The organism is Paenibacillus sp. Z3-2 (assembly GCF_054161325.1).
Map to the genome: position 1 here is coordinate 3,358,925 of NZ_CP096397.1, position 26,850 is coordinate 3,385,774.

Here is a 26,850-nt window from a genome sequence, read left to right on the forward strand (position 1 = left end):
TTCGCGAAATGCGGATTGACTTTTTCAGCAATGATATCGATTGACGTTTTTCTTTAAGGAGGTGATCGCTTTGGAAGACCAACTGTCCACATTGTATCGAAAGATTCAGCAAGGAAAGCTCAGCGATCAGCAGGCAGCAGAGCAGCTGCAAAGGCTGTTGTCCGAATCTGGAGAACAGGAGTCGAGCTTGAAAGAGACGCTCCATGAAGAGAGAGAGGACGATATCAACGAAAAAGCCATTCGTTATGTCAAAAAAATATTGTCCTCTATCCTTATGCTGCCGGAACGGCAGATCGACGCACATGCGCCTCTGGAGAACTATGGCATTGATTCCGTGATGGTAATGAAATTGACGGATCAATTGGAACAGCAATTTGGTCCGCTGTCCAAGACATTGTTCTATGAATACCAAAATATAGCGGAGCTTGCCGAGTATTTCATGAGCCATCACCGGGAAAGACTGGAGCAACTCACAGGGGGGCAGGCGAAAAGCAATTCAGACATACAATTCCGCACTTCTGAGCTTGATTCCAGCACAATTCGGAAGTCTGAAAGTCTGAATTCGTTCAATAAGCGGCAGCCGTCTGCTGGCTCGCGGAGAAAAATTCCAGCAGCGAGAAGCAAAGGCGGAGAATCGATCAGCAAAGAGCATGACCATAGCAAATCGCTGGACATTGCCATCATTGGCATGTCTGGACGATATCCGAAGTCTAGTAATCTGGAACAGTTCTGGGAGAACCTGAAACTTGGGAAGGACTGCATCACCGAAATACCGGAAGATCGATGGGATTACCGGATTCATACCGAGATGAATGGCAGGAAAGGAAAACATTCTGGAAAATGGGGTGGATTTTTGGATGGAGTGGATCGTTTTGATCCACTCTTTTTTCAGATTTCTCCGAAGGAAGCTGAACGAATTGATCCACAGGAGCGACTGTTTCTTGAATGTGTGTACGAGACGCTTCAGGATGCTGGATATACCCGCGAACAGGCCGCAGGTCCAGATGCCCCCCCGGATCAGATGGGGAATGTCGGTGTGTTCGCAGGAGTCATGTATCAGGAGTATCAGCTGTATGGCGCTGAAGCCAGGATTGCGGGTAGAGATCCATTTGCACTAAACGGTAATCCGGCTTCCATTGCCAATCGTGTCTCGTACTTTTGTAATTTTCATGGGCCCAGCATGGTGATAGATACTATGTGTTCCTCGTCACTCACAGCCATTCATCTGGCCTGTCAGAGTCTGAGTAAAAAAGAATGCCTAACCGCAATCGCCGGAGGTGTCAATGTATCTGTTCACCCCAATAAATATGTGATGTTAACACAGGGGCAATTCCTGTCTTCAAAAGGTCGCTGCGAAAGCTTCGGTGAAGGCGGTGACGGTTACGTCCCCGGAGAAGGTGTAGGGGCTGTGATGCTCAAACCTTTAAGCCGTGCCATAGCCGACGGCGATCATATCTATGGCGTCATAAAAGGAACTGCCGTTAACCACGGGGGCAAAACGAACGGTTATACGGTTCCCAATCCTGCCAGACAGGCGGAGGTTATTAAAACAGCTGTCGCGGAGGCAGGAATCGACATTACGGACATCAGCTATATCGAAGCTCATGGGACAGGCACCTCACTGGGAGATCCCATCGAAATTACAGGGTTAACCCAGGCATTTAGGAAAGGGAAAGCAGCGGACAGCAAATGTGCCATTGGCTCAGCCAAATCGAATATTGGTCATTGCGAAAGTGCAGCAGGCATTGCAGGCCTGACTAAGGTCCTTTTGCAGATGCAGCATCGGCAGCTGGTTCCTTCCATTCATGCGGACCCGCCTAATCCACACATTCAGTTCGACAAGACGCCTTTTACAGTGCAGAAGCAATTAAGTGACTGGGACAGAATAACGATTGATTCAGGAAACTCTACACGAGAAGTCCCGCGGATTGCGGGAATTTCCTCATTTGGTGCCGGGGGTTCCAATGCCCATATCATTGTGCAGGAGTATTGTCCCGAGCAGTCAGATATGTTGTCGGCTGAGCAGGATAAACCAGCTAAACAGCAGGCGCTTATCGTATTGTCGGCCCGGAATGAAGAGCAGCTTCGTGAATTGTGTGAACGCATGTTAACGGCTCTGCGATCCAATCGATATCAAGAGGAACAATTGGCGACCATCGCTTACACGCTGCAAACCGGACGTGAGATGATGAACATGCGCCTTGGCATCGTGACAGGTTCGCTACAGGAACTAAGGTCGAAACTGGAAAGCTACTGTTCGGGGGATCAGGATATGGACGACATGTATGTGGGATATGCAGGTGATGCACAACAGCCGCTATCCATACTGTCAACCGATGCAGACATGAGCCATACCCTCATGAACTGGATTACCAAACGCAAGTTCGGAAAATTGCTGGAGTTTTGGGTGAAAGGCCTAAATGTGGACTGGAACTTGCTCCATAACGGATTCAGGCACTGCAAGATCAGCCTGCCTACGTATCCATTTGCCAAAGAACGGTATTGGGTACCTAGTGAACCTTCTGTGGAGTTCAAAATGAATGGGGATTCTTCCCATAACGGATACTCCGGTCATATTCCATTTATTCATCCACTGCTTCATGAGAATAAGTCCAACTTGTCGGAGCAAAAATACGTGACGGTTCTGACCGGCCAGGAATTTTACCTGAATGATCATCGAATCGGACAAGAGCGGATTCTACCCGGTGCGGCCTACCTTGAAATGGCGCACGCTGCAGTCAGCGATGCTCTAGGCGAACAACAAGGAGAGAATGTCGCTGTTACCCTGAAAAACCATGTGTGGATGCGTCCTCTTATTGTCAGGGAGACTCCGGTGCCTCTGCATATTCGGTTACATGCCTCATTGGAGGATCAGCCTATTCAATATGAAATGTATAGTGAGATGTCTGCGGATGGATCGGGCGAAAATAGGGTGCACAGCAGCGGTTATGCCAGCATCGTTTCACTGGAACCCGAGCTTGTCGCAGCCATGGCGATTGATCCAGCCGAGATAAAGGCACGCTGCAACACCAGACGATTTACTGCGGATCAATGCTACCAAATTTACAAACAAGGTGGTCTCAACTATGGACTCGCCCATCGGATGTTGGTTGAGTTACACGTGGGAGCAGGCGAGGTGTTAGGACAGATTCGTCTGCCTTCTATTCTGAAGCATGAAATGCAATCCTATGTACTGCATCCCGCCATCCTGGACGGGGCTTTGCAATCCGCTATCGGGCTGTGGATGGAGGACAATGAGGGCAAAGAGCTGGAAAACGCAATTTCCATGCTGCCCATTCCATATGCCATGGATGAACTTCAAGTTCTGGGCTCCTGCACTGAAGAAATGTGGGTTCATGTGCGTTTCAGCTCTGATTCCGCTTTATCCGCTGCAGATGCCATGCCTAAACTGGATATTGATTTGTTCTCCAGTACAGGGGTTCCATGTGTTCTTATTCAAGGACTAAGTTGCAGAGCCTTGAACAACGGTACAGTCCCGGGGGCTGAACCGTATGGGCGGGCAACGGCCATGTTGGTACCTCGTTGGGAAGGAACCGCCGACGCCCGAAATGAGTGGGGCCATCCGTATGACAGGCATATCGTAATGCTAGCTGAACCTTGGGCCGAACTGGCGGAGGAAATAAAGGAAAGACTGAAGCGGGAGCAAATACCAACCGAGGTCGTAGCGCTTGGATCTGAAAAGATTGCTGATATTGACAACGTTGGCGCAAGCTCCAAACGTTTTACGTACGCTTCAACCCAGGTACTCCACGTACTTCAACAACTGGTGAGCAGTCCATCCAACGCTGAGAATGTGCTTATTCAGCTGCTGTACAGCCGTGAAGATCATTTTCAGCTGTATAGCGGATTAACAGGGTTGCTGCGAACGGCGGCACTGGAAAATCCCCGGATTCACGTTCAGTTCATTGAAGATATGGAAGAGGGATATTCAGAATCGAAGAGCTGGCCTCGAGAACCGCGTAATACCAAGCGTGCTGTCGAACTAATCAAGCTCAATCGGGAGTCTGAGGATGTATGTATCGGCTACCAAGACACACAACGACAAGTGCTTCACTGGAAAGCCCTCCATCTGCCTGCTGAGACGGATGTCATGCCTTGGAAGAATGGCGGGGTGTACCTTATTACAGGAGGTGCAGGTGGTCTGGGCCATATTTTTGCCCGTGAGATTGCCTCTAAGGTCGTCAACGCCACGTTGGTTTTGACGGGCAGATCAGACATATCAGCGAATCAGGAGCAAGCGTGGGAATCCTTGAAAACAAATGGTACCACGATCATCTATCGCCAAGGAGATATATCCAAGGAAAAAGATACATCGGAGCTTGTTGCTTATATTCAGCATAGCTTCGGCCGTCTGGATGGAATCATCCATAGTGCAGGTTTAACGGGAGATCAGTACATTTTGAACAAAACAAAAGCCGAAATGGAGAAGGTGTTAGCTCCGAAAGTTGCTGGCACCTTTCATCTGGATGAAGCAACCCGGGCGATGAAGTTGGACTTTTTTATTCTGTTCTCCTCCATGTCGGGTGTATATGGAAATCCGGGCCAATGCGATTACGCTGCAGCCAACGCGTATATGGGCAGCTATGCACAGTATCGTCATCAATTAATGCTGGCCGGAAAACGGCAAGGAAGGACCCTGGCCATCCACTGGCCGTTATGGAAAGATGGCGGCATGCATTTAAGCCCTTTCGAAGAGAAGGGCTTATGGGAAAATACGGGAATGCGTCCACTAGCTCTTGAAGCAGGTATTACGATTCTGTACAGAGCTTTTCAGTCCACAGAATGTGAAATCATTGGGGTACAAGGGGACATTCCGAAGCTGATTTCCAGCCTGGAGACACGTTGGAATATGAACCGTGCAACGCGGGATACCCCATTCGTTTCAGAAGCAGGTGCCATGTCTGTGTTGCAAGAATTGGCTGCGGAACTGCTTGGTGTTGGGCCAGATGAGATTAGCCGCGAAGCGGATTGGCTTGAATGCGGGCTGGACCAGCCTCAATTAACGCTCTTGGCCCAAAGGTTGAACGAGCGATGTGGGCTGGATCTGAGTCATGTTCTATTCGTGGAATATCCAACGCTGCAATCTGCTTCCGCATTTCTGAGCCAGCGATACCCGAACGCTTTCCCATCAGCACCGTTAGTTCCTGAGGGCGAACTATTACCGCGTTCAAGTCAAACCAGCCTGCCAACGGATCGTTCGACGAAGCACGCGCAGACCACAGCAGCAGACAATATACTGGCGGAAGAATTGGATACTTTTCTGAAAAAGGCCTTGTCCGCGGTACTCAAAGTGCCCGCAGATCAAATTGTAAGCCACGCTCGACTGGAAGAGTATGGTATAGACTCGATTAGCATTACTCAATTGACGGATCAGCTCGAGGGTACTTTCGGGCCGTTGTCCAAAACACTGCTTTTTGAATATCAGACCCTCAAAGAGTTGAGAGGGTATCTGATCAAGGCCCACCGCGATACCGTCAATCGCCTGATTTCCGTTCCTACGCTGGCATATGAAGAACGTAAGGAACGTTCGGTTAAAACTGCTCAATCGGGGCTGCCGCACCCTCCATTTCGTGCATTTCAGCGTCCAGCTCAGCGCCCCTCGGGGCCAGCAGATGTTCATGTGCACTCACTTGCCAAGGATATCGCCATTATTGGGCTGTCTGGGCGTTATCCCGAGGCAGACGACCTGGAACAATTTTGGGAAAACTTGATGAAGGGCAGGGATAGTGTTACTGAAATTCCTTTGGATCGCTGGGATTACAGGCTACATATGCACCATACGGACCCTAACTCACCGAAGCCTGGCAGCAAGTGGGGAGGCTTCCTCCAGGGCGTGGATCGTTTTGATCCCTTGTTTTTCCATATCTCGCCCAGAGAAGCGCAGATGATGGATCCGCAGGAGCGGCTGTTCCTGGAAACGGCGTATGAAGCGATTGAGGATGCAGGGTATACACCGGAGGGTTTGGCTTCTGCAACCGGAGATACTTGGGGAAACAGGGTTGGCGTGTACGTCGGAGTCATGTACGAGGAATACCAGCTGTACGCCGCCCAGGCTCAGGCCAAGGGAGATTCCTCCATCGCTTTAAGTGGCAATCCGGCATCCATCGCCAACCGAATATCGTATTATTGCAATTTTAATGGGCCGAGCATGGCTGTTGATACGATGTGTTCCTCTTCCTTGACTGCGATTCATCTAGCCTGCCAGAGTCTTGTATTAAAGGAATGCGAGGTGGCGGTGGCGGGTGGTGTCAACGTATCGATTCATCCAAACAAGTATATTTTACTGAACCAAGGTGGCTTCCTTTCAAGCGAAGGCCGATGCAAAAGCTTTGGTGCACAAGGGGACGGCTATGTTCCTGGAGAGGGTGTCGGAGCAGTCATTCTCAAGCCGCTCAACAAGGCAATCGAAGACGGAGATCATATCTACGGGGTTATTAAAGGCAGTGCACTGAATCACGGCGGAAAAACGAATGGATATACCGTGCCCAATCCGGCGGCACAGTCATGTGTCATAGGGAGAGCCATTGCTGAGGCGGACATCTCCGCCGAAACCATTACCTATGTGGAGGCTCACGGGACAGGCACATCGCTTGGAGATCCGATTGAGGTTGCCGGCCTAAGCAAAGCTTTTGCAGAATCCACGGACCAGCAGCAGTTTTGCGCTCTCGGGTCGGTAAAGTCCAATATCGGCCACGCCGAAAGCGCGGCGGGTATTGCCGGACTGACCAAAATTTTGCTTCAGCTGAAACATGGGCAACTGGCGCCCTCTCTGCATTCAGACCCGGCCAATCCGCATATCGACTTTGCGCATACCCCGTTTCGTGTACAGCGGGATGCTGAAGCGTGGAAGCCGTTGCAGCGGATGGAAAACGGCAAGCGGGTCCAGATACCGCGCAGGGCGGGCTTGTCTTCATTTGGTGCGGGTGGTTCCAATGCCCACCTGATCATTGAGGAAGCAGATTACCGTCCACATGAGGGGGTGACCTTCAACGAAGCAACAAGAGGAGGATCTGTCATCATTGTGCTCTCGGCGCGAACCTCATCCGCTCTCAGGGAACGAGCTAGACGTTTGCTCACTGCTGTGGATGAGAAGCATCTCACCGCTGGAGCAGAGGAAGAACCGGAACGTTTGCTGGAGCGCTTGGCATTTACGCTTCAGACCGGAAGACAGGAGATGGAAGAGCGCCTCGGATTCGTAGTGCGATCCGTTCAGGAGTTGAAGGAACGGCTTCAACTTTTCCTGGGAAATGAGAACATGAACGAGGCGGTAGACGGAATATACCTTGGAAAAGTCAAATCCTATCAGGCTGTGCAGGCAGCAATTGCCATGGATGAGCATTTTGGCGAAGTGGTGAGCCGTTGGTTAAATGAAGGACTTTACGGAAAAGTGCTGGATTTGTGGGTGAAAGGCATCAAAGCGGACTGGAGTGTTCTATATTCCACAGGACAGCCTCGTCGAGTTAGTCTGCCTGGCTATCCGTTTGAGCGTGAGCGCTGCTGGTTTGAATTGCCGGAGGAAGTCGTAATCCCTGAACATGTGGATGACCTCAACTCTGCTGTATCTGCTGGAATTCAAAAAGCAGCACCGGAGCGCCAAATGACTAGTTATCACAAAGACTGGCAGCTTGCGGACATTGCATCCATCTCTGATGAAAGCAACCCTGTTGGAAAGATTCTGATCCTTGCCAATCGGGATTCAGCAGCCCTTGCTGCGAGATTAACAGAACATTTTAAACATACGGTGGTTTTGAATGAAGAACAGTTGGATGATCCGGGACGCCATTGGCTCCAAGATGAGGAACGTTTGAAGCATGGACTGACAGGTTTGATTGATCTGACAGCATGCATGAGGCAAACCACTGTTGATGATACCTGCGAAGAACAGATCCGACCGGGATGGTTGCAGCTTGTGCAAGACATCATAGAAGTTCATGGTCATGAGGGGATGCTGCTGCTATTGGTGACCTGTGGCTTGGAGTCGTTCCGCAATTCCAAAATGAATCTGGCCCACGCCTCTCGTGCGGGTCTATTCCGCATGCTGCAAGCTGAATACCGAAGCATCCAATCCAGACATCTGGATGTCGATCCGTCGGCATCGGAAGAAGCAACGATCGAATGCATTACAACAGAGTTCCGGCAAACAGATCGGGAACCGGAGATATGCTACCGTGATGGTAAACGCTGGCGTTCCTATATGCGTGAGATGCCTTTTGGGGCGGGTATGAACAAAGATGTTACGGAATCTCCAATCGATCCGGAACGACCGATTCTGGAAGCCAATCAGGTGTTGTGGATTACCGGAGGTACCCGCGGCCTTGGAATGGCATGTGCCCGCCATTTCGTGAAGCATCACAACGTGAAGCGGCTGTTGCTGACTGGACGGGAAGCTATTCCACAGCGGGAGGAATGGGACGCATATGCAAGCCATGACACTGCGACGGGCGCCAAAATCAGATCCCTGTTGGAACTCGAACAACTGGGGGCCGAGGTGCTTGTTACGGATATTCCTCTTACGAACGAGAACGCCATTCAGGTAGAACTGGCGAGAGTTAAGCGCTCAATGGGGCCTGTTGGAGGGGTTATTCATTGTGCTGGCAACGTGGATACTGCCAATCCGGCTTTTATTCGCAAGCAGGCGGATGCCATGCAGCGGGTGCTTGATCCAAAAACAAGCGGGGTACATGCGTTGTTTCATGCGTTCAGGCATGAGCCACTGCGCTTCTTTGTGCTGTTTTCCTCCGTATCCTCAGCGATGCCTTCGCTGGGTGCAGGGCAGAGCGATTATGCGATGGCTAACGCCTATATGGACTATTTCGCCGAAGCCGCAGCCCGGGAAAAAGCCATCTCTTCATTCCCGGTCATCAGCATCCAGTGGCCAAGCTGGCAGGAATCCGGCTTCGGTGCTGTCACTGGCGAGGCATATCGCCAGAGTGGCCTTCTCAGCATCACCGATGCGGAAGGAATGTTATGGCTGGATCGGATTATTCGGGAAAACAGGGGACCTGTTATTCTGCCAGCTGTAGTTGCATCGGAACCTGTTCTCAAGAGAGAACAACAAGCGGAGCAACAGGCAGAGGCATCGTTAAGTGAAGCACAGCAGGTATTCATCCCGTTAATTCCGCGCCCGGTGGAGCGGATGACTGCAAGCTTCACGGAGGAGCTGGAGAACAGGACACTGGAGTGGCTCAAGGCTTTGATGGCGAAAGAACTGAGATTGGATGAATCCCGGCTGGATGAAGATACTCCTTTTCAGCACTACGGAATGGATTCGATCCTGCTTGTCCAGGTTCTGACGGTCATGGACCGAGAGCTGCAGCATGTTGCTACAGACCCTTCGCTGCTGCTTGAACATCCAACACTGCGCCAATTAGCAAAACATCTGGTTCGAGTCTATCCCGAATCTTTGGCTGACCTGTTGATGGCACCCAACTCCAAGTTGGCGAAAAATTCGACTGGAACACCTTCCGATGTTCGTTCAATGACTTACACTCCTGTGCAACATGCTAAACCAGATATGGAGGGTCGCACCGGACTGAACGAACTGAATGATCCTGTGGATGAAGCACAAGGAAAACCAGTGGAGCTGGAACAAACCAAGAAACGGGATAAAATCGCGATTGTTGGCGTCGCCTGTCATTTTCCTGATGCCGAGAATCCGGCGCAATTCTGGTCCAATCTGCAAAAGGGTAAAGATAGCATGACCGAGCTCCCGGCGGAACGCTTGAGGTTGACAGGCAGCAGCACCAATAGGACTTCCGCTTCCAGCAAGCGCATTGGGGCATTCATTCGGGACATTGAACAATTTGATCCCGAATTTTTCCGAATTACGGATACGCTGGCAGAACAGCTCGATCCGCTCCAGCGCCAACTGCTGGAAGTGAGCGTGGAGGCGGCCGCAGACGCAGGATACAGCCGGGAACGTTTGTGGAATTCGCAGACCGGCGTATTTGTTGGCTCCAGAGCGAGCAACTTTTCGTCCAAGCTGGGCGGCAGCACCAAAGATACAATCGTTGGCATCGGCCAAAACTTTATCGCTGCACATCTGTCCCATTATTATAATCTGAAAGGTCCCAACATGGTGGTGGATACCGCTTGTTCCAGTTCACTTACCGCAGTTCATCTTGCTGTACGAAGTCTGCTGGATGGGGAATGCGATCTCGCTTTTGCAGGCGGTGTGGACATTCTGCTTGATGATGCGCCCTACGAGATGCTTGGAGCTGCCAGCGTATTATCCCCGGATTCTCGTTGCAAAACGTTCAGTGCGGACGCAAACGGCATCGGGCTGGGTGAAGGTTGCGGCGTTGTATTACTTAAACCGCTGTCAACAGCCATCGCCGATCGGGACGAGATCTATGGAGTCATCGATGGTACTTCCATCAATAACGATGGTCAAACGATGGGCATTACCACACCTAACCCGGAAGCCCAGCAGGAATTACTGGAAAAAGCGATTTCAAATGCAGGCATTCATCCTTCCACCATCAGCTATATCGAGACACATGGAACAGGGACACTAATCGGTGATCCCATCGAACTTAAGGCTTTGACAGGTGTTTTTGCAAAATATACAAATCAGCGCCAGTTTTGCGGCGTAGGCAGTGTCAAAAGCAATATCGGGCATCTGCTGAGCGCATCGGGCATTGCCAGCCTGATCAAGGTGCTGCTCTCGCTTGCTCACCGCGAGCTTCCGCCGACGATTCACTGCGACCAGCCCAATCCGCGGTTCCAGTTCGGGGAATCTCCTTTTTATATCGTGCAGCAGCACCAGCCGTGGGGAAGTGGTCCAAGCGACATACTGCGGGCAGGCATTAGTGCATTCGGACTTGGAGGCAACAACGCACACGTCATTGTCAGCAATGAAGGCATTCCTGTCGAGCGCATGGTGAGCCTGCCGCTTCGTTTCCCTGATTCACCTTTTCAACGCAAGTATTGCTGGCCACCCGTCAAGACAATGGAACCGGTGGAGGCATCGTCCATTGTTTCAGCTGCATCGTCGATGCAAAAACTACCGGAGCATTCGGAGCATTCGAGCTTTTTTGATTTCATCAAGCTATGAGAAGGGAGTGACGCGGATCATGATATTGCCTGCAACCGAATCATTTTTACAGCGATTGCGCCACAGCGACTATTTCGTGAGAGATCATCGTGTTCACGGCGTCTGCACCCTTCCGGGTGTGGTGCTGCTGGATATGGTGTACCGACTGAGTGGAAGCCATCTGCGGACAACCTCCATTGAACTTCGGGATATCGTGTTTACACAGCCGATTGTCACTTCGACGGATTTTGATGTGGATATCAGGTTGACATTGTCCATGAAGATGAATGAGGGTCAGGTCACCGTCCATAGCCGCAAAGTACCAAAAGACGGTGAGCCGCCTTCATCTGATGTACTAAATATGGAATGCAAGCTGTATATGCTCAGTGGGAATAGAGCAGTACAACCTGTACAGCATACACACCTGTTACCTTCCAAGGACACAGACGGGCTTCAGACGTGGGATATGGATCAGATCTATCAGCTCGCCCGACAGGCCGATATTCAGCATTTTTCCTTTATGAAAAACCACGGAGATGTCTACAGACAAGACCAAATGGAGTGGATGGATATCCGGCTGAGCAGCCTGGCCGAGCAGTATCTGGACAAGTTCCACGCTCATGTGGCCCTGCTGGACGGGGCGACCTTTGCCGGGTCGTCCTTCCGCCTGGGGAATGTCGGCGGGCTGGATGCAGAAGTTCCGCCATACATTCCGTTCATGATTGAACGATTTGTTATATACGACCGTTTTCCAGCCGAGATTCGCACGTTTACCGAACAAACACCAAGTGATCTTTCCGGTGGGGATATCATCTCCCGCAGCATTGTTGTTACGGATCGGGAGGGCAGATTGCTTGCGGAATTTGTGCATTTGAAGGCAAAGCGAGTTCGCCATGCCGCATCCATTACCGGGCTGACAAATACGATGACAACTGGACACAACGACAAGCCAGCTTCTGAAACGGCAATAGCTGAAAGTTCCGAATGGGCAAAGACAACTGTAATGTCTGCGGGCTCCCAAGATCAGATCCGAACCACGATTTCGGCTTATGTGAAAGCTGAAATCGCACGCATGCTGCACATTTTACCTGAGGCAGTGGATGAGCGGGCAGGCTTCTATGAGCAGGGGCTAGATTCCATGCATTTGCTTGAGCTGGTGAAACGGCTGGAAAACCGGGTGAACATGGCGCTTTATCCAACGCTGCTGTTTGAGCACTCTTCCGTGCAGGCATTGACCGAATACCTGCATACACATTGTTCCGACGCCTGGAATGAGGCAGCAGCGGTGTCGGAAAGTGTGAACTTGAATACGCTTCCGTCCCAAAGAAGTCATTCGACTGATGAACAACCTGCAACGCATTCGGAAATACCAGCAGCAAGAGAAATCGAAGAAAATGGAGAGCCTGTGTGTTATGAGCCCAAATGGATTGAAACCCGGGATATCCATGCGGCTGAATCTGCCCGACACACGATAGCGGATGGAAAAGAGCTTCAGTCCGAACACACCCCGTACCGGATAGTTGTTCTCTATGGCGACTATCCGGCTCTCGCTGCCAAGATGGAGCTTCAGCCTGATATATACGAGGTTCATCAATTGCCTGATCATTCGTCCATGGACGCTGATCTGTACCGCCAGAAGGTAACCGCGTTATACGGAATGATCCAGGCAAAAGCAATTCACCCGAATGCGGGCAGACGAATCGTTCTTCAAGTGCTGTCGGATTTCCGTGACACGGGAGGATACATTCACGGATTTGAAGGGCTGGTAAAGACGGCCGCGATGGAGCTTCCAGCCTTAGGGGCTCAATTAATCAGAATGGATCTGCATGAAAGCTCCATAGATGAGACGTTGATTCGTCGACTTCGACTCGAAGCCGAAAACATCTCGTCAGGGTCCGCTGTCTCCATATGGTACAAAGGAGACTCCCTTCAGCGGCATGTTCGCAAGCTGGTGGAGATACCTGTTCCAGGGGTCTCTACGGAAAAGTCCTATAAACCTGGCGGAGTCTACCTTATTACCGGCGGCATGGGCGGGCTGGGGTATGCGCTGGCCGTTCATCTTTCCCGCCGATGCAAATGCAAGCTGGTTCTTGTCGGGCGTTCTCCGCTGAATGAAAACATTCAGAGCAAACTGAATCCGCTGCGCATCAACGGTGCAGAAGCCATATATATTCAGGCCGATACAACCGTTCAGGCCGAGCTGGAGCAGGCTGTACTGCAGATTCGGGATCAGTATAGCGGAATCACGGGGGTGTTTCACTGTGCAGGAACTGCCAAAGACCAGTTGATGCTGCAAAAGCCTTTGTCCGACCTGGAGCAGGTGTTGAAGCCCAAAATGGATGGACTCTGGAATCTGGAGCAGGCCTTAAATGATCTTAGGCCAGAGTTCACGGTTGCGTTTTCCTCCCTGTCAGCCATTGTAGGCAACAAAGGGCAGGCTGATTATGCTGTGGCCAACAGCTGCATGGACAGACTTTTGTTGAATCATCAGGAGAGAGGTGGAACACAAGGGGCAATTCCACGCCAGTTTACGATTAACTGGCCGCTATGGGCAGATGGCGGCATGCAAGTGAATGATCATATTCGCAGCAGCATGTATACGTCCTCAGGTTCAATGCCGCTGCCACTGGCTGAGGGGATGGAGCTTGTCGATCGGATTATTGCTCAGAATGTTTCGCAGGTCGTTCTTGTATATGGCAACAAATCCCGGATTCAGTCCGCTATGGGAGACGACATGGCCATTCATTTGCCGCCGCCATCAGATCCGGAAGATATTGCTGTCATTGGCATGGCGGGAAGGTATCCCTCAGCAAACAACATGGACGAATTGGCCCGGATTTTGAAAGAGGGACGGGATTGTATCACGCCCATGCCGGATGAACGCTGGACGGAGCTGCATCTTCCGTATTCCGCTTCTGAATATTACCCGGCTGGCGGATTTCTGGACATGATCGATGACTTTGACCCGGCCTTCTTCCAAATTTCGCCGCTTCAAGCCGAGAGGATGGACCCACAGGCACGTCTGTTCTTGCAGGCGGCCTGGACAGCTTGTGAGGATGCTGGCTTTGCTATTGAACGTGACAAGCATCTTGATGCATCAGCAGCCAAGCGGAATGTCGGTGTATTTGCTGGCGTGTTCTGGAACCATTATGAACTGCTTGGCGCAGCCATGACGCAACAAGGCACTCCTACGGCCATGGGCAGCAACGCTTCAGCCATCGCCAATCTGGTTTCTTACCACCTGAATTTCCATGGTCCATCCATCGCTGTAGACAGCATGTGCTCATCCTCATTGACAGCGATACATTTGGCCTGCGAGAGCATTCGACATGGACAGAGCCAGTATGCCATAGCAGGAGGTGTGAATCTGGTCACCCATCCCCATAAGTATGTATTTCTGAAACAGGCCAAGTTTCTGTCATCGGACGGAAAATGTCGCAGCTTTGGCAAGGATGGGGACGGCTATGTACCAAGCGAAGGGGTAGGCGCTGTCCTGCTCACAACGGTGGCTGAAGCCCGCAAGCAAGGTTATCCGGTCTATGGCGTTATTAAGGGCTCGGCTCTGAATCATGCTGGCAAAACGTCCGGAACGACAGTGCCAGATCCAGTGGCCCAATCGGAAGTCGTTGCAGATGCACTCGCGGCAGCAGGCGTCGAACCAGGAACCATTGGATATATAGAAGCCCATGGAACCGGAACTTCACTGGGTGATCCCATTGAAATTCAGGGGCTGGAGCGAGCCTTTCGAAACAGCAGCAATCCGGGCCGAAGCTGTGCTGTCGGTTCCCTGAAGTCCAACATTGGACATCTGGAGGCAGCAGCAGGCATCGCCGGGCTAACCAAGCTTATCCTGCAAATCAAGCACAGGGAGTTGTTTCCTTCGCTGCATGCTGAGGAGCTGAACCCGCTAATTCCGTTTGAGAACACCTGCTTCCACGTGCAGCGGACGACCCAGCGCTGGGAGCGCCGTCATGGACAACAGAATGGGCGCTACGCGGAGTGGCCTGTTCGTGCCGGGTTGAGCTCTTTTGGCGCAAGCGGAAGCAATGCACACCTGATCGTGGAGGAATATATTCCAGTTACAGCCTCATGGACAGATCGTTCTGCATTAGATGCGGATTCCAATGGAGCGGAAGTTTCAAGGAATGGTGAAGTGGTTCTTCCGATCTCGGCCAGAACACAGGAAAGATTGATCGAATACGCTCGCCAGGTTCTTCTTTATTTGGAGAACGGTGGTCTGTCTGAGCGCCTAATAGACATCGCCTACACGTTTCAGGTTGGAAGAACGGACATGAAATACAGGGTTGCTTGGACGGGCAGCAGCCACAGTGAACTGGTGGAACAGATCGATCAGTACCTGAAAGGCCAGTCATCATTACAACAACATTTCAGTGAAACACCTTATGAAATGCTTTCGGTGAAAGAACGTCCTTTGTTGGAGAGGCCTCATCAATGGGCTGCATTGTGGGAGCAGGGACAGGCGATAGACTGGACGGCCTTATATGATGATCTTCAGAAGAAGCCGACTATTGTTCGTGTACCAACGTATCCTTTTGCCAGAAATCGTTACTGGATTCAGGCTGAAGATCAATCACTTGGAGAGACAACGAGGGAAAAGGGCTTGCAATTGAACCGTGCGGAAACATCCTCTTCTGAAGTTGAAGGCGCGGACATCGTTCAGCATATAAATGAAGCATCCAACCCTGTTACGGGATCTGCAATGACGCCTTCGTTTCAGAAAAATCAGGGGGAAGAACAGGTTCTATCCTTATTATCCCAAACGGTGTCTTCCCTGTTAAAAGTCAGTATCTACGATCTGGACAGTGATTCGGAATGGGCAGAATACGGTTTCGATTCCATTCTGTTCACAGAGCTTGCGGATCGGTTGAACCGCGACCATGGATTGGGTTTGACACCCGCCATCTTTTTTGAGCATGCCACTATTCGCGAGTTGGCAGTTCATTTGCTGCAAAATCATACCGATAAGTGGACACAGCTTTTTGCCGCCAGAACGGCCCCTCAACCCGAATCGCTAAATGCTGTTTCACATAAACCGCTGCAAACTTCATTGCATTCAACTGCTTCAGAAGAGGAAAAACACGCATCTGCCCGTTCCAATGCAGGTACAAGCAGCAAGCTTGATTCTAGTTCAGACCAGCTGTCTTCCGCCGAACCGATAGCCATTGTGGGCATTAGCGCCAAGTTTCCAATGGCCGATAACGCGGAGCAATTTTGGCACAATCTGCTTAATGGCAAAGACTGCATTTCGGAGATTCCGGAGGAACGTTGGCGCTGGCAGGATTACATGGGAGATCCGCTTACAGAGAATGGCAAAACCAACGTAAAACATGCGGGATTTATGAGCGGAATCAGTGAGTTCGATCCACTGTTTTTTGGCATTTCGCCCAAGGAAGCCATTCACATGGACCCGCAACAGCGCTTGCTGATGATGCATGTGTGGAAAGTAATTGAAGATGCAGGTTATGCACCGTCAGACCTGTCAGGGTCGGCCATGGGACTGTTCATTGGCACAGGCAGCAGCGGATATAATGTCATACTGGCCCAGTCGAATGAAGCGGTCGAGGCATACTCCGTCACAGCCACCGTTCCTTCGGTCGGCCCTAATCGGATGAGCTACACACTGAACATACACGGTCCTAGCCAGCCTGTCGAAACATCCTGCTCCAGCTCCCTGGTCGCCATTCATCGGGCCGTTCAAGCCATTCGAAATGGGGATTGCGAGACGGCTGTAGCCGGGGGTGTAAATACGATCCTGTCCGTGGATGCTCATATCAGTCTGACCAAAGCGGGCATGCTTAGCGCGGACGGGCGCTGCAAAACCTTTTCAAGCGAGGCAAGCGGTTACGGCCGTGGCGAAGGGGTTGGAATGATTTTTCTGAAGAAATTGAGTGATGCTCAGCGCGACCATGACCACATATACGGCTTGATCCGCGGTAGCGGGGAAAATCACGGCGGAAAGGCAGGCTCACTTACTGCTCCCAACCCTAAGGCACAAACAGCGCTGCTGAATTCCGTGTATGCTCGGGCGGGAATTGATCCCTACACCATAAATTATATTGAAGCGCATGGCACAGGCACACCGCTTGGTGATCCAATCGAGATCAATGCGCTCAAGACAGCATTTCAGGAGACAAGAGCAGACTTGTCGCCCACAGGGCATTCTTCCAATCCAGGCCAGTCAACCGCATACTGTGGCATCGGCTCTGTCAAAACAAATATCGGTCATCTGGAGCTTGCTTCTGGCATTGCTGGAATAATTAAGGTGTTATTGCAGATGAAACACCGCAAGCTTGTTCCAAGCCTGCATGCAGAGCAGCTCAGTCCGTATATCCAGCTTGAGCACAGCCCGTTCTACATTGTCAGGCAGACGCAGGAATGGGAGAGACTCAAAGACGGCAATGGCAGCGAAATCCCTCGTAGGGCAGGAGTAAGCTCTTTTGGTTTTGGGGGTTCCAATGCCCACGTTATTCTGGAGGAATATATACCACCACCACAGCATGAAGAGATGACCGTTTCTGAATCCAAGTTGGCTCCTGTTGCAATCGTCCTGTCGGCCAAAAGCAAGGAGCGGCTAAGGGAACAGATGATCCAGCTGTCGGCTGCCCTGCTCCGCAATGAGGAGGAGGATACTTCTCAACATCTGCACCGCATTGCCTGTACACTTCAGACAGGAAGACAAGCGATGGAATACCGTGCAGGCTTCGTAGCCACATCGATTACAGAGCTAAAATCCTTGCTGGACGACTATGTTCAGGAAGCGCACCTGTGGACGGATTCGGATGATCCCGTACATGCGCAGCGTTCATCAGAATCTGCGAAAGGTCACAAGCTCCATATTGGCTCCATTGCTGCTCACAGACGGACGGCAGTACTGTTCAGAGAGGATGAAGAACTCGGCGAAGCGCTGCAAAAATGGATTATACGTCGCAAATACCATAAATTGCTTGAACTGTGGGTGCAGGGTGTAGCGATCCAGTGGGAGCTGTTATATACAGAGGATCGTCCTGAGCGGATATCCCTTCCAACCTATCCGTTTGCACGCGATAAATACTGGGTTGGAGTGAAAAGTTCTGGTATAGAAGAGTCCTTCGAAGCAGCAAGTAACGAAGAAATTGAAACTATACCCGTTGCCAAAGCTGAGGCTATCGGATCAACAGCCCCGAATCCTTCGGTTGATAGTGAGGTCAGAAACATTATTGCAGCTCTGCTGGGAATACCACCAGACGACATGGACGAGCATCGTTCGCTGGAAGATTACGGAATGGACTCTGTACTGGCGCTTCAGCTTCTTCATCATCTCCAAGCTCGGATTTCCTCTAATATTGGTATGGAAGATCTGAATAAATGCCATACCTTGCAGAACGTCATCAGCGTTTCCCTGAACCCAACGCATCCAGAAGATCAGAGGAAACTGGTACCGGACACTCTCTGATTAGTACCAAGTCGAATAAAGTTCCAGCAAGGAAGTTTCGGCGAGTAAATGCATGTAATCATACTTGCCAATATAAAAAGCGATAAAAAGGAGCGGATCACCATGTGGATTGGATTTTTGTTAATTATAATCTCACTCATTCGTATACCATCGGTTATTATTGCCATGCGTAACGAGAAAAAGATCGTTGCAGGAGGCGGCACAGAGTACGGCAACCTGAACAGCAAAGTGCTATTTGTGCTGCAAAACCTGATTTATCTGAGCTGCATTGTATACGCCTTTATTTACGATGTGCAGTTTAATGCGTTGACCGTGATTGGTCTTGTCGTGTATGTATTTGCCCTTTGCTGTCTCATCTATGTTATTCGCAAACTCAGCCCTTTCTGGACCTACAAGCTATACATTGCAAGAGACCACAAACTGGTGCAAAGCTCGCTGTTCCGGCTGGTCCGCCATCCCAATTATTACCTGAACATCATTCCCGAGCTTATCGGTTTTGCACTGATTTCTCAAGCCTGGCCTGTATTTGTGCCTTTGTTTATCCTTCATCTCATTACACTGTTCAACCGGATTAATCTGGAGGAAAAAGTGATGAAACAAACGTTCACTCAGTACTAGGAACTGGTTGTAACCTTACGGCAGCTGCTGGCTCTTTCCAATGTCTGTTTGGACCAAACGGGCTGCATCCCCTCTGCACATCTGGATATAAAGGAGAGCGATTAGCATGAATATCAAGGAAAGAAGCAGTTTCCCCGATTTGAACTTGGTTACAGGCTTTAAGACCAACGCGGAGAAATATGAGCCATTTGCATGGTACAAAAAAATGCGACAGGAAGATCCGGTTCATTATAACGAAGCAGAGGATGTCTGGAGTGTATTCAAATACGAGGATGTCAAACGGGTTGCTGAGGATAAGGAATACTTCTCCAACAAGGTACTTGCTCCACCGATTATTCAGGATACGATCATGTTTCAGGATCAGCCCAAGCATACCATCAGCCGCGCGCTGTTAGCCAAAGCATTCACACCAAAAGCGATGTCCTCCTGGGCGTCCAGAATTGATATGATTGTCCAGGAGCTGATGGAATCGATTGAAGGACGGATCGAAATAGATATGGTGCAGGACTTTGCCTCCCCGCTGCCGATGATTGTTATTTCCGAGTTGCTTGGTGTTCCTACAAGCGACCGCGAGCAATTCCGGGACTGGGCAAACACACTGACGCTGGCTCCCCAGGAGAATACGCCCGAAGAATATATGCGCATTTATCAGCTCCAGGCTCAGGCGAGTGCACAGCTTGTGGCCTATTTTCAAGACATCATTGAACTGAAACGCCGTAATCCAGCCGATGATATCATATCCGACCTGACGCAGGCAGAGGAAGATGGAGAGAAGCTGTCTTCCGAGTCGCTGACTGCAAGCTGTGTCATGCTGCTTATCGCAGGAAATGAAACCACCACCAGTCTCATCACCAACGCCATCTACACATTCAATGACTATGAGCTGGTTAAGGAACTGGCGCAGCATCCGCAAATGATCCCATCGGCTGTCGAGGAGATGTTACGCTACCGCTCTCCGTTGCAGCGCGCGATTCGCAAAGTGCTCAAACGCGCAGAGATTGGCGGCAAAGTACTGGAGCCCGGCGACTATGTTGTCAATTGGATCGGTTCGGCAAACCGGGATGAGGACATGTTTGAAGAGGGGGATAAGTTCATTCTTGGCAGAAAGAATAACCCCCATTTGGCTCTGGGTAAAGGCATCCATTTTTGCATGGGCTCCCATCTGGCCAGAATGGAAGCCAAAGCGGCGCTGACAGCGATGCTGACTACCTATCCGGGGCTTCAAGTGCATCCCCAATATGAGGTCGACGTCAACCCCAGCAATGTATACGGGCTGAAAAATTTATCCGTTCTGCTTCAAGGCTGATCAATCTGTTAGGTGAAAAGACGTAAAAAGTGTCTGGGGTGAACCATGACCTTAGGCACTTTTTATTTACTTAATTGTAATTTATTATAATATTACATAATGAATGGGTTTGAATTTGTCCATAAAAAAGGTCATGGGAGGATCTATGAACTGGTACAGCTTTTTTGTACAGAGTGGAAGAGAAGAAGAAATTAAACTTTTTATGGATCGATTTTATGCGCTACAGCACTTAAGTTGTCTAGTACCCAAACGAATGATTCCGGAACGAAAACAGGGAAAGACTCGTCATTGCACCAAAGTATTGTTCCCAGGTTATATTTTTATCCGAACCGGACAGATTCACGATTTATATTACAACATCAAAGAAACGCCGTATATTTTGTATATGGTCAATGGCGGCATTCACAAGCATGATCAGGCTGCCAATTTTTTCACTCCGATTCCCAAGGAACAGATGGACTGGCTCATCCAGCTATGCGGTGTCAACGGAACAATGGGATACTCGGATATCATTCTCGGCGGGAACCAAATCAAAGTAACATCCGGACCACTCCTCGGCAAAGAAGCGATGATACGGAAAATTGATAAACGTAAGTCAAGGGCCAAAATTGAGGTGCAGTTGCTGAACGAGGTCAAATTGATCGATGTCGGCATCAATGTCTTACTTGCTTGAAATAACTAAATGAGCATTGGTTGGAGATTGCAGGGACGAGGAGTAAGGAAATTAGTTTCCCTTCTTGGAATGATAAACAAGATATCCAATGCTGGTTATGAGCAATAATCCAACATACAAGCATAAGATGTGTAGAATAAAAAGTTGAGGCATTTGTAAAAAGAGTATATTTTTGAAACCGTTGATCTGATACATGATCAACGGTTTTTTTGATTTATTGTCGAGGGACAAGAAGTCCCATCTGCAGAGAAACTGCATATAAGACGATCTCTTCTTATCCTAAACTTCATCCCCTTTTGGGTTAACGAGTACTCCACTCGTGGAGGAACCCCGGAAAAACATCACGTTGAGACAGATTTCCAAGGAATATTTTGATATCTGAATAACGACGTGTTTCACCTTTTAAAAACCATAATATAAAATACTTCCAACGTCCGGAAAGAACATTCTGGGTGAAGGCTATTGCATACATATCACTTTTATCATCCATAAATTCTTGTTCAAATCCTTCATTGCAAACCCACATTCAAATCACTCCTAATCTATAGGTACAAAAAGATGTACTATGTGCATTTAAATTGCCCTCTTTGCAAACGAAACGATTACACTTAAGATTGGCTAACAACCAAAACAAAACCATTTTAATTTACTTACATTGTGAAAGAATAATAAACTTATTTTGGTTTTATAGTTAGCAAGCTAAATAATAAACTTAAGATGGCAAGGAGCAACTAATGTGAGTACAACAAATGAGCTACACCTTTCGATTTTGGACTTTGTTCATATCTATAACGGAATCGAGGCTGCGGAAAGTCTTCAGAATGTGACGGAAATGGTTCAATTAGCAGAACAGTAGGGGTTCAACAGGTATTGGTTTACAGAACACCATAACACAACAACCTTGATGAGTACTTCACCAGACTTGCTGAGCTTGCATGCAGCAGCTCACACTAAAACTATTCGAGTAGGTTCCGGAGGGGTTATGTTGCCGAATCACAGTCCCTTGAAAGTGATGGAGAACTTTACACTTCTTGAAGGATTGTATCCAGGGCGTGTTGACCTCGGGATTGGCCGAGCATCAGGTACGGATGGTAGAACCCTGTGGGCATTATTAAGATCCCAGGCATTAATGGAGGTTAATGATTTTCCAGAGCAATTAGATAACCTGCTTTCCTTCTTTGCCCGTGACTTTAAAGAAAACCACCCGTTTAGTCACATCCATCCTCCTGGAGATCATTTAATGGTTCCAGATATGTTTATGCTAGGATCTAGCGAGGGTGGGTTACATTTCGCCTTGGAAAAAGGATTAGGGTTTGTATTTGCAGCTCATTTGGCACCGCAACGGGCTATTCCTATGTTAAAAGCCTACCGTTCGAATTTTAAACCTTCGTCCTATTTAACTGGGCCTCAAAGTATGTTAGCGACGATTGTTATTACAGCTGAGACGGAAGAAGAGGCTAAATATATCGCAGGACCAGCGGAATTAATGTGGGCACAGATGAGCACAGGGACGAAAAACCTTACTTTCCCTACACCTGAAGAAGCTAAAAATCACATATACACGCCTCATGAAGAGCTGGCTAGAGAACGTAATAAAGATCGCTTTGTGATTGGAAGTGTTGGACAGGTTGCGGAGCAACTTAGGCAAATTGCGAAAGCAAGTTTAGTGGATGAAATCATGATTGCAGACTTCTACCCTAATCAAGAAAGCCGCAAGAAAGGGCATGAATTATTGGCTAAGGAATTAGATTTATCATAAGTAAGGAAATAAGTGAACTCGTGAAAAGGAGCGCATTCAACCATGGAAGAAAGAAAGCTTAAACTAGGAGGAATTATTGATGGCGTGGGTTGGAATTACACGGGTTGGAGACACCCCGCTATTCCAGCAGATGCCAGTGAAAATATTGAGTATTACGTACAGAAAGCCATACAACTTGAACAGGGAAAGTTCGATCTCATCTTTTTGGCAGACGTAAGTCATATCGGACCTGGTATGATCCCGCACTATCTAAGCATGTTTGAGGGCGTATCGATTTTGTCTGCACTGAGTATGGTAACCCATTCCATTGGTTTAACCGCAACCATAGCGACTTCATATGCTGATCCCTTTACGGTTGCTAGGCAAATCGCCTCCCTCGACAAGATTAGCAAGGGCAGAGCAGGGTGGAATGCAATCACCTCGAATCCCGGAGGATTAGCCAATTACAGTCGGTCCCATTTAAGAAAAGCAGATCTTTATCCCATGAAAAAAGAGTTTTTGGAGATTGTTGAAGGCCTCTGGGATTCGTATGAAGACGATGCCTTTATACGCGATAAGGAAAGTGGGATATTTTATGATCCGAGTAAAATGCATCCCTTAGATTATACCGGGAATTACTTTTCCGTAGAGGGACCCTTAAATATCAGTCGATCGAGACAAGGCAGACCGGTGGTCTTTCAAGCAGGAACTTCCCCCGCATTCATGGATATTGCTGCACAGCATGCCGAAGTTATCATGGCACCTGGACATGATTTGGAATATCTCAAGGCATTCACTGCTGAACTGAAACGTAAAGTGCAAAATCAGGGACGTTCACCATATGACCTGTTGATGATGCCTTCTCACAGCCCGATCGTTGGTAGAACGGAAAAAGAAGCCCTGGAAAAGCTAAGGGAAATTGAATCATGGATGCCTAAAGGTTATCGAATGCCGAAACCTGGGTTGATAGGATCGGCAGAGCACGTTGCCGAACAAATCGAACATTGGTATCAAGAAGGCGTCATGGATATCTTGCTGATTAGACAAGATCATCCTGCAGGATTTAAGGACTTTATCCAATGGGTTGTTCCTATCTTGCAAGATAAAGGCATATTCCGCAAGGAATACGAGGACGACACACTTCGGGGGAATTTAGGTCTGCCTTACCCAGAAAATAAATATACGAAGTAATAATAGAAAAATTCGTTTAACAAGAGGAGAACAGATAAAATATAGGATTTCTAGGACCGAATGCCAGTCAGGTTGATGTTACTCGTTCACCCGAAGTAACGGCCGAAAGCTGAAATACAAAAAACAAAAGCATTAACGGATAACCATTTGGGTCGACTTTAATTGTAGGTGGTGATTTAACGTACACATGGCCTATCCTAGAAGTCGTTATTGAGGAAAAAGTTTTATAAAAATTGTTTTTAGACCCCTTACGCCTACTATTGAGAATGCAAAAGCCGCAGAAGAATTCGGTGTCGATATTTACGTTGCCACTGGATTTGATGAAGGAGGTACCGTTCTTTACCTACAATACTATCAAACAAGCTGGTAGAAATAGATGAGAATGGTGCCAGTCGTGAAGATATAGCAAAAGCAATGGGGGGAGCAAGTGGTCTGCGTATCGGAATGTTAGAGGGTAACAAAGTGGATGGCTATATTACTGTCGGCACAGGAATTTACACCAATTAAAGAGATTAGAACTGTAAAAGCAGTCATTGATGACTTAATGCAAGATTTTAATTAATTGCCTTTTTAGACTCTGTCGCTAACATAGCGGCATAAGGGAAAAAATCCTTTTACAATCATTGTCAGTACGTTATAATACAATCACCAGGTGGATTACCCATCAAAAAAGTTAGATATTGTAATTTATCAGTGAAGTCTAAGTAAACGATATCGGAGGTATGGTTATGGTCAAGAAGAAAATTTCCACAGCCCTCAGCGCCGCTTTAATCGTTTCTATGCTGGCTACTGGCGTGATCTCGTCGCTATCCAAGGTAACACAACGTTAGAGGTAGCGAAGTCAATAGAATCAAATACAGAAAAAAACAAAAATAGTTAATTTATTAACCTCAGCTCGGTTAACCAGCTGAGGTTTTTTATTATCATTATGCATTGAAAAAAAATGCATACCCTATGACCCTTATTTTTTGAACCATTTATTATAAAACCATAGTAACATGCTATTGAAAGTGAGGAGACATTATTTATGATTCCATTAGTATACGACCAGATTAACCATTGGGGAAAAGACGATGAATTTTTCCTTGCATTGTTAATGAGATTAAAAGTGGAATTTATAGCTGACCTAGGCTGTGGAACAGGAAGATGGACTATTCATCTTGTTCAATACGGTTATAAAATTACAGCTATAGACCCCAATGAAGAAGCGATTGAAGTGGCGAGAATTAAAGATAATTCAGGGAATGTAAAATGGATTGTAGGTGATAGTTCGGATTTACAAACCAATACCTATGATGCGGTAGTTATGACAGCCAATGTTGCACAGGTATTTCTTACAGATGATAGTTGGAAGCAAGTAATTTCTGACGTATTTCGTTCCCTAAAAATGGGCGGTCACTTTATTTTTGATACAAGAAACCCTTTAATAAAAGTATGGAAAGAGTGGGAGAAGGACACGACTCCTGACTTAGCTAAAGATAGGCTAAGTGGAGATCCTCTAGAAATCTATACAGAATATGAAGGGTTTGAGGGAGATATTTATACATTTTATGAAATTGTAAAAAATACTAAAACAGACAAAGTCCTAGTTCATGAAAAAATGCAGCTAAGGTTCCGAAACCAAGAAGAGTATGATGAGTCGCTGAAACAAATAGGTTTTTCGAAAATTGAAACATATGGCGATTGGGAGTTTAAATATGCAAATTCTGAAAATAGATCGTTTATTTTTCATTGTGTAAAATAGAGTCATTGAAGCAGAACAGAAATGCTCTCTAGGGACTTTTGGGTGTTTTCAAATATCGGATGTACAATGTCAGCCTGCGTGAATCACTATCTTTTCACACATTAATCCATATCAAGTGAGAGAAAACACGAGTAGTATACCTACTAAAAATCACATTTATCTTGAGATACAGACCTGACTCCCTCTGAGCGAAACTAGAACTCTCTTGGAATCCTGATTAGATCTGAAAATTAATCATATATTATATTTTTTCCTTCTTCACTTAGTTTTCTCAAAGATGTAATCATGTGATTAATCTCTTCTTCGGAGTGTCTTTCCCATGAAGCTAATTCAGCTATTATTTTAAGTGGCGATTTAGATCTATATGAACGTGTTGGGTTTCCAGGAAACTTTTTATCAGTTAAGTTTGGATCACTTTCAAAATTTCCTAATGGTTCTACAATATAGATCCTTTCTTTTGCATTAGATCTTGCCAATTCAGCACCCCATTTGGCAGCATTTAAGGTTGCAGTAAAGTATATATGGTTAGAATTTTTTTCTTGGTAATTTGATAAGAATTGTGGTTCTAATAAATCACCAATTTTCAGTTTTGCTTTTGTACCATGAAAAAAAGGACCTTGATCTACGATCATTTTTTTGTCATCCATACTGATACACCTCTTCTTTTTTAGGTTGTATTTAGCAGTATAGTGTAGGAATTTTAAAAAAAACAGTCTATAAAAAAATAAAAAATAACGGTATAATTTAAGTAGAGAGAATGATACTGACCTAGCATTTACGTTTTTAATTAGTAAGTCGTTATGGGAGAAGGGGCAGCTTTCACTGTCTTTCTTTTTTTGTATTTACCCTAGTATCGTTGTTAAACAAGAACATACTCCCATTGAAAGTCGCCATTGTAGCGGCTTTTTTATTTTATCAGTACAGCTTCTTGTCCGAGCCAATTCCAAGAACCTAGTCCAATAACCCAAGTTTAAGGAAGCAGCCGATCAGCGTGATCGGCTGTTTTTGTTTAACTAACGAGTAGGTTAAAAGATATTCCGTTCAAGGAAGGTCTCTGTCCGGGATTGTAGA

The 26,850-nt window shown here is 47.9% G+C and carries 9 protein-coding genes and 3 pseudogenes; 10 read left to right on the top strand and 2 right to left on the bottom strand.

What is annotated here, in order from left to right:
- Positions 1–70 precede the first annotated feature (70 nt).
- The 7 genes and pseudogenes from M1D71_RS14990 to loaP all read left to right on the top strand — a co-directional run bounded on the left by M1D71_RS14990 (position 71) and on the right by loaP (position 21,106).
- Positions 71–11,077, top strand: a complete 11,007-nt coding sequence (locus M1D71_RS14990; protein WP_458122606.1) for an SDR family NAD(P)-dependent oxidoreductase — start codon at positions 71–73, stop codon at positions 11,075–11,077.
- Between the two features lie 19 nt (positions 11,078–11,096).
- Positions 11,097–15,959: pseudogene (locus M1D71_RS14995) on the top strand (SDR family NAD(P)-dependent oxidoreductase); the annotation flags it as partial.
- Positions 15,960–16,187: 228 nt separating this feature from the next.
- Positions 16,188–17,828: pseudogene (locus M1D71_RS15000) on the top strand (type I polyketide synthase); the annotation flags it as partial.
- Positions 17,829–18,317: 489 nt separating this feature from the next.
- Positions 18,318–18,509 (top strand): annotated as a pseudogene (locus M1D71_RS15005) (phosphopantetheine-binding protein); the annotation flags it as partial.
- A gap of 102 nt (positions 18,510–18,611) precedes the next feature.
- Positions 18,612–19,127, top strand: coding sequence for an isoprenylcysteine carboxylmethyltransferase family protein (locus M1D71_RS15010; RefSeq protein WP_458122607.1), 516 nt, complete (start codon positions 18,612–18,614; stop codon positions 19,125–19,127).
- A 106-nt stretch (positions 19,128–19,233) separates the two neighbouring features.
- Positions 19,234–20,433: a cytochrome P450 gene (locus M1D71_RS15015; protein WP_458122608.1), complete on the top strand. Its 1,200-nt coding sequence runs from the start codon at positions 19,234–19,236 to the stop codon at positions 20,431–20,433.
- 145 nt (positions 20,434–20,578) lie between these two features.
- Complete coding sequence (loaP, locus tag M1D71_RS15020; protein ID WP_458122609.1) at positions 20,579–21,106, top strand: antiterminator LoaP; 528 nt, start codon at positions 20,579–20,581, stop codon at positions 21,104–21,106.
- A gap of 301 nt (positions 21,107–21,407) precedes the next feature.
- On the opposite strand, the gene M1D71_RS15025 is transcribed toward loaP, so the two are convergent.
- Entirely contained in the window at positions 21,408–21,632 is a 225-nt protein-coding gene (locus M1D71_RS15025; RefSeq protein ID WP_458122610.1) for a winged helix-turn-helix transcriptional regulator, read from the bottom strand.
- Positions 21,633–22,010: 378 nt separating this feature from the next.
- Here M1D71_RS15025 and M1D71_RS15030 point away from each other — a divergent pair, with 378 nt between their 5' ends.
- The 3 genes from M1D71_RS15030 (at position 22,011) to M1D71_RS15040 (ending at position 25,779) form a co-directional block, all read left to right on the top strand.
- The gene (locus tag M1D71_RS15030; protein ID WP_458122611.1) at positions 22,011–22,865 is read left to right on the top strand and encodes an MsnO8 family LLM class oxidoreductase; all 855 of its coding nucleotides are present in this window, start codon (positions 22,011–22,013) and stop codon (positions 22,863–22,865) included.
- Between the two features lie 42 nt (positions 22,866–22,907).
- On the top strand, positions 22,908–24,035 hold the full coding sequence (locus M1D71_RS15035; RefSeq protein ID WP_458122612.1) for an NtaA/DmoA family FMN-dependent monooxygenase: 1,128 nt from the start codon (positions 22,908–22,910) through the stop codon (positions 24,033–24,035).
- A gap of 1,027 nt (positions 24,036–25,062) precedes the next feature.
- Positions 25,063–25,779, top strand: a complete 717-nt coding sequence (locus M1D71_RS15040; RefSeq protein ID WP_458122613.1) for a class I SAM-dependent methyltransferase — start codon at positions 25,063–25,065, stop codon at positions 25,777–25,779.
- A gap of 230 nt (positions 25,780–26,009) precedes the next feature.
- Here the strand turns inward: M1D71_RS15040 and arr are convergent, their stop codons facing one another.
- Positions 26,010–26,426 carry an NAD(+)--rifampin ADP-ribosyltransferase gene (gene arr, locus M1D71_RS15045; RefSeq protein WP_458122614.1) on the bottom strand — a complete coding sequence of 139 codons (417 nt, stop codon included), beginning with the start codon at positions 26,424–26,426 and terminating at the stop codon, positions 26,010–26,012.
- Positions 26,427–26,850: the final 424 nt, after the last annotated feature.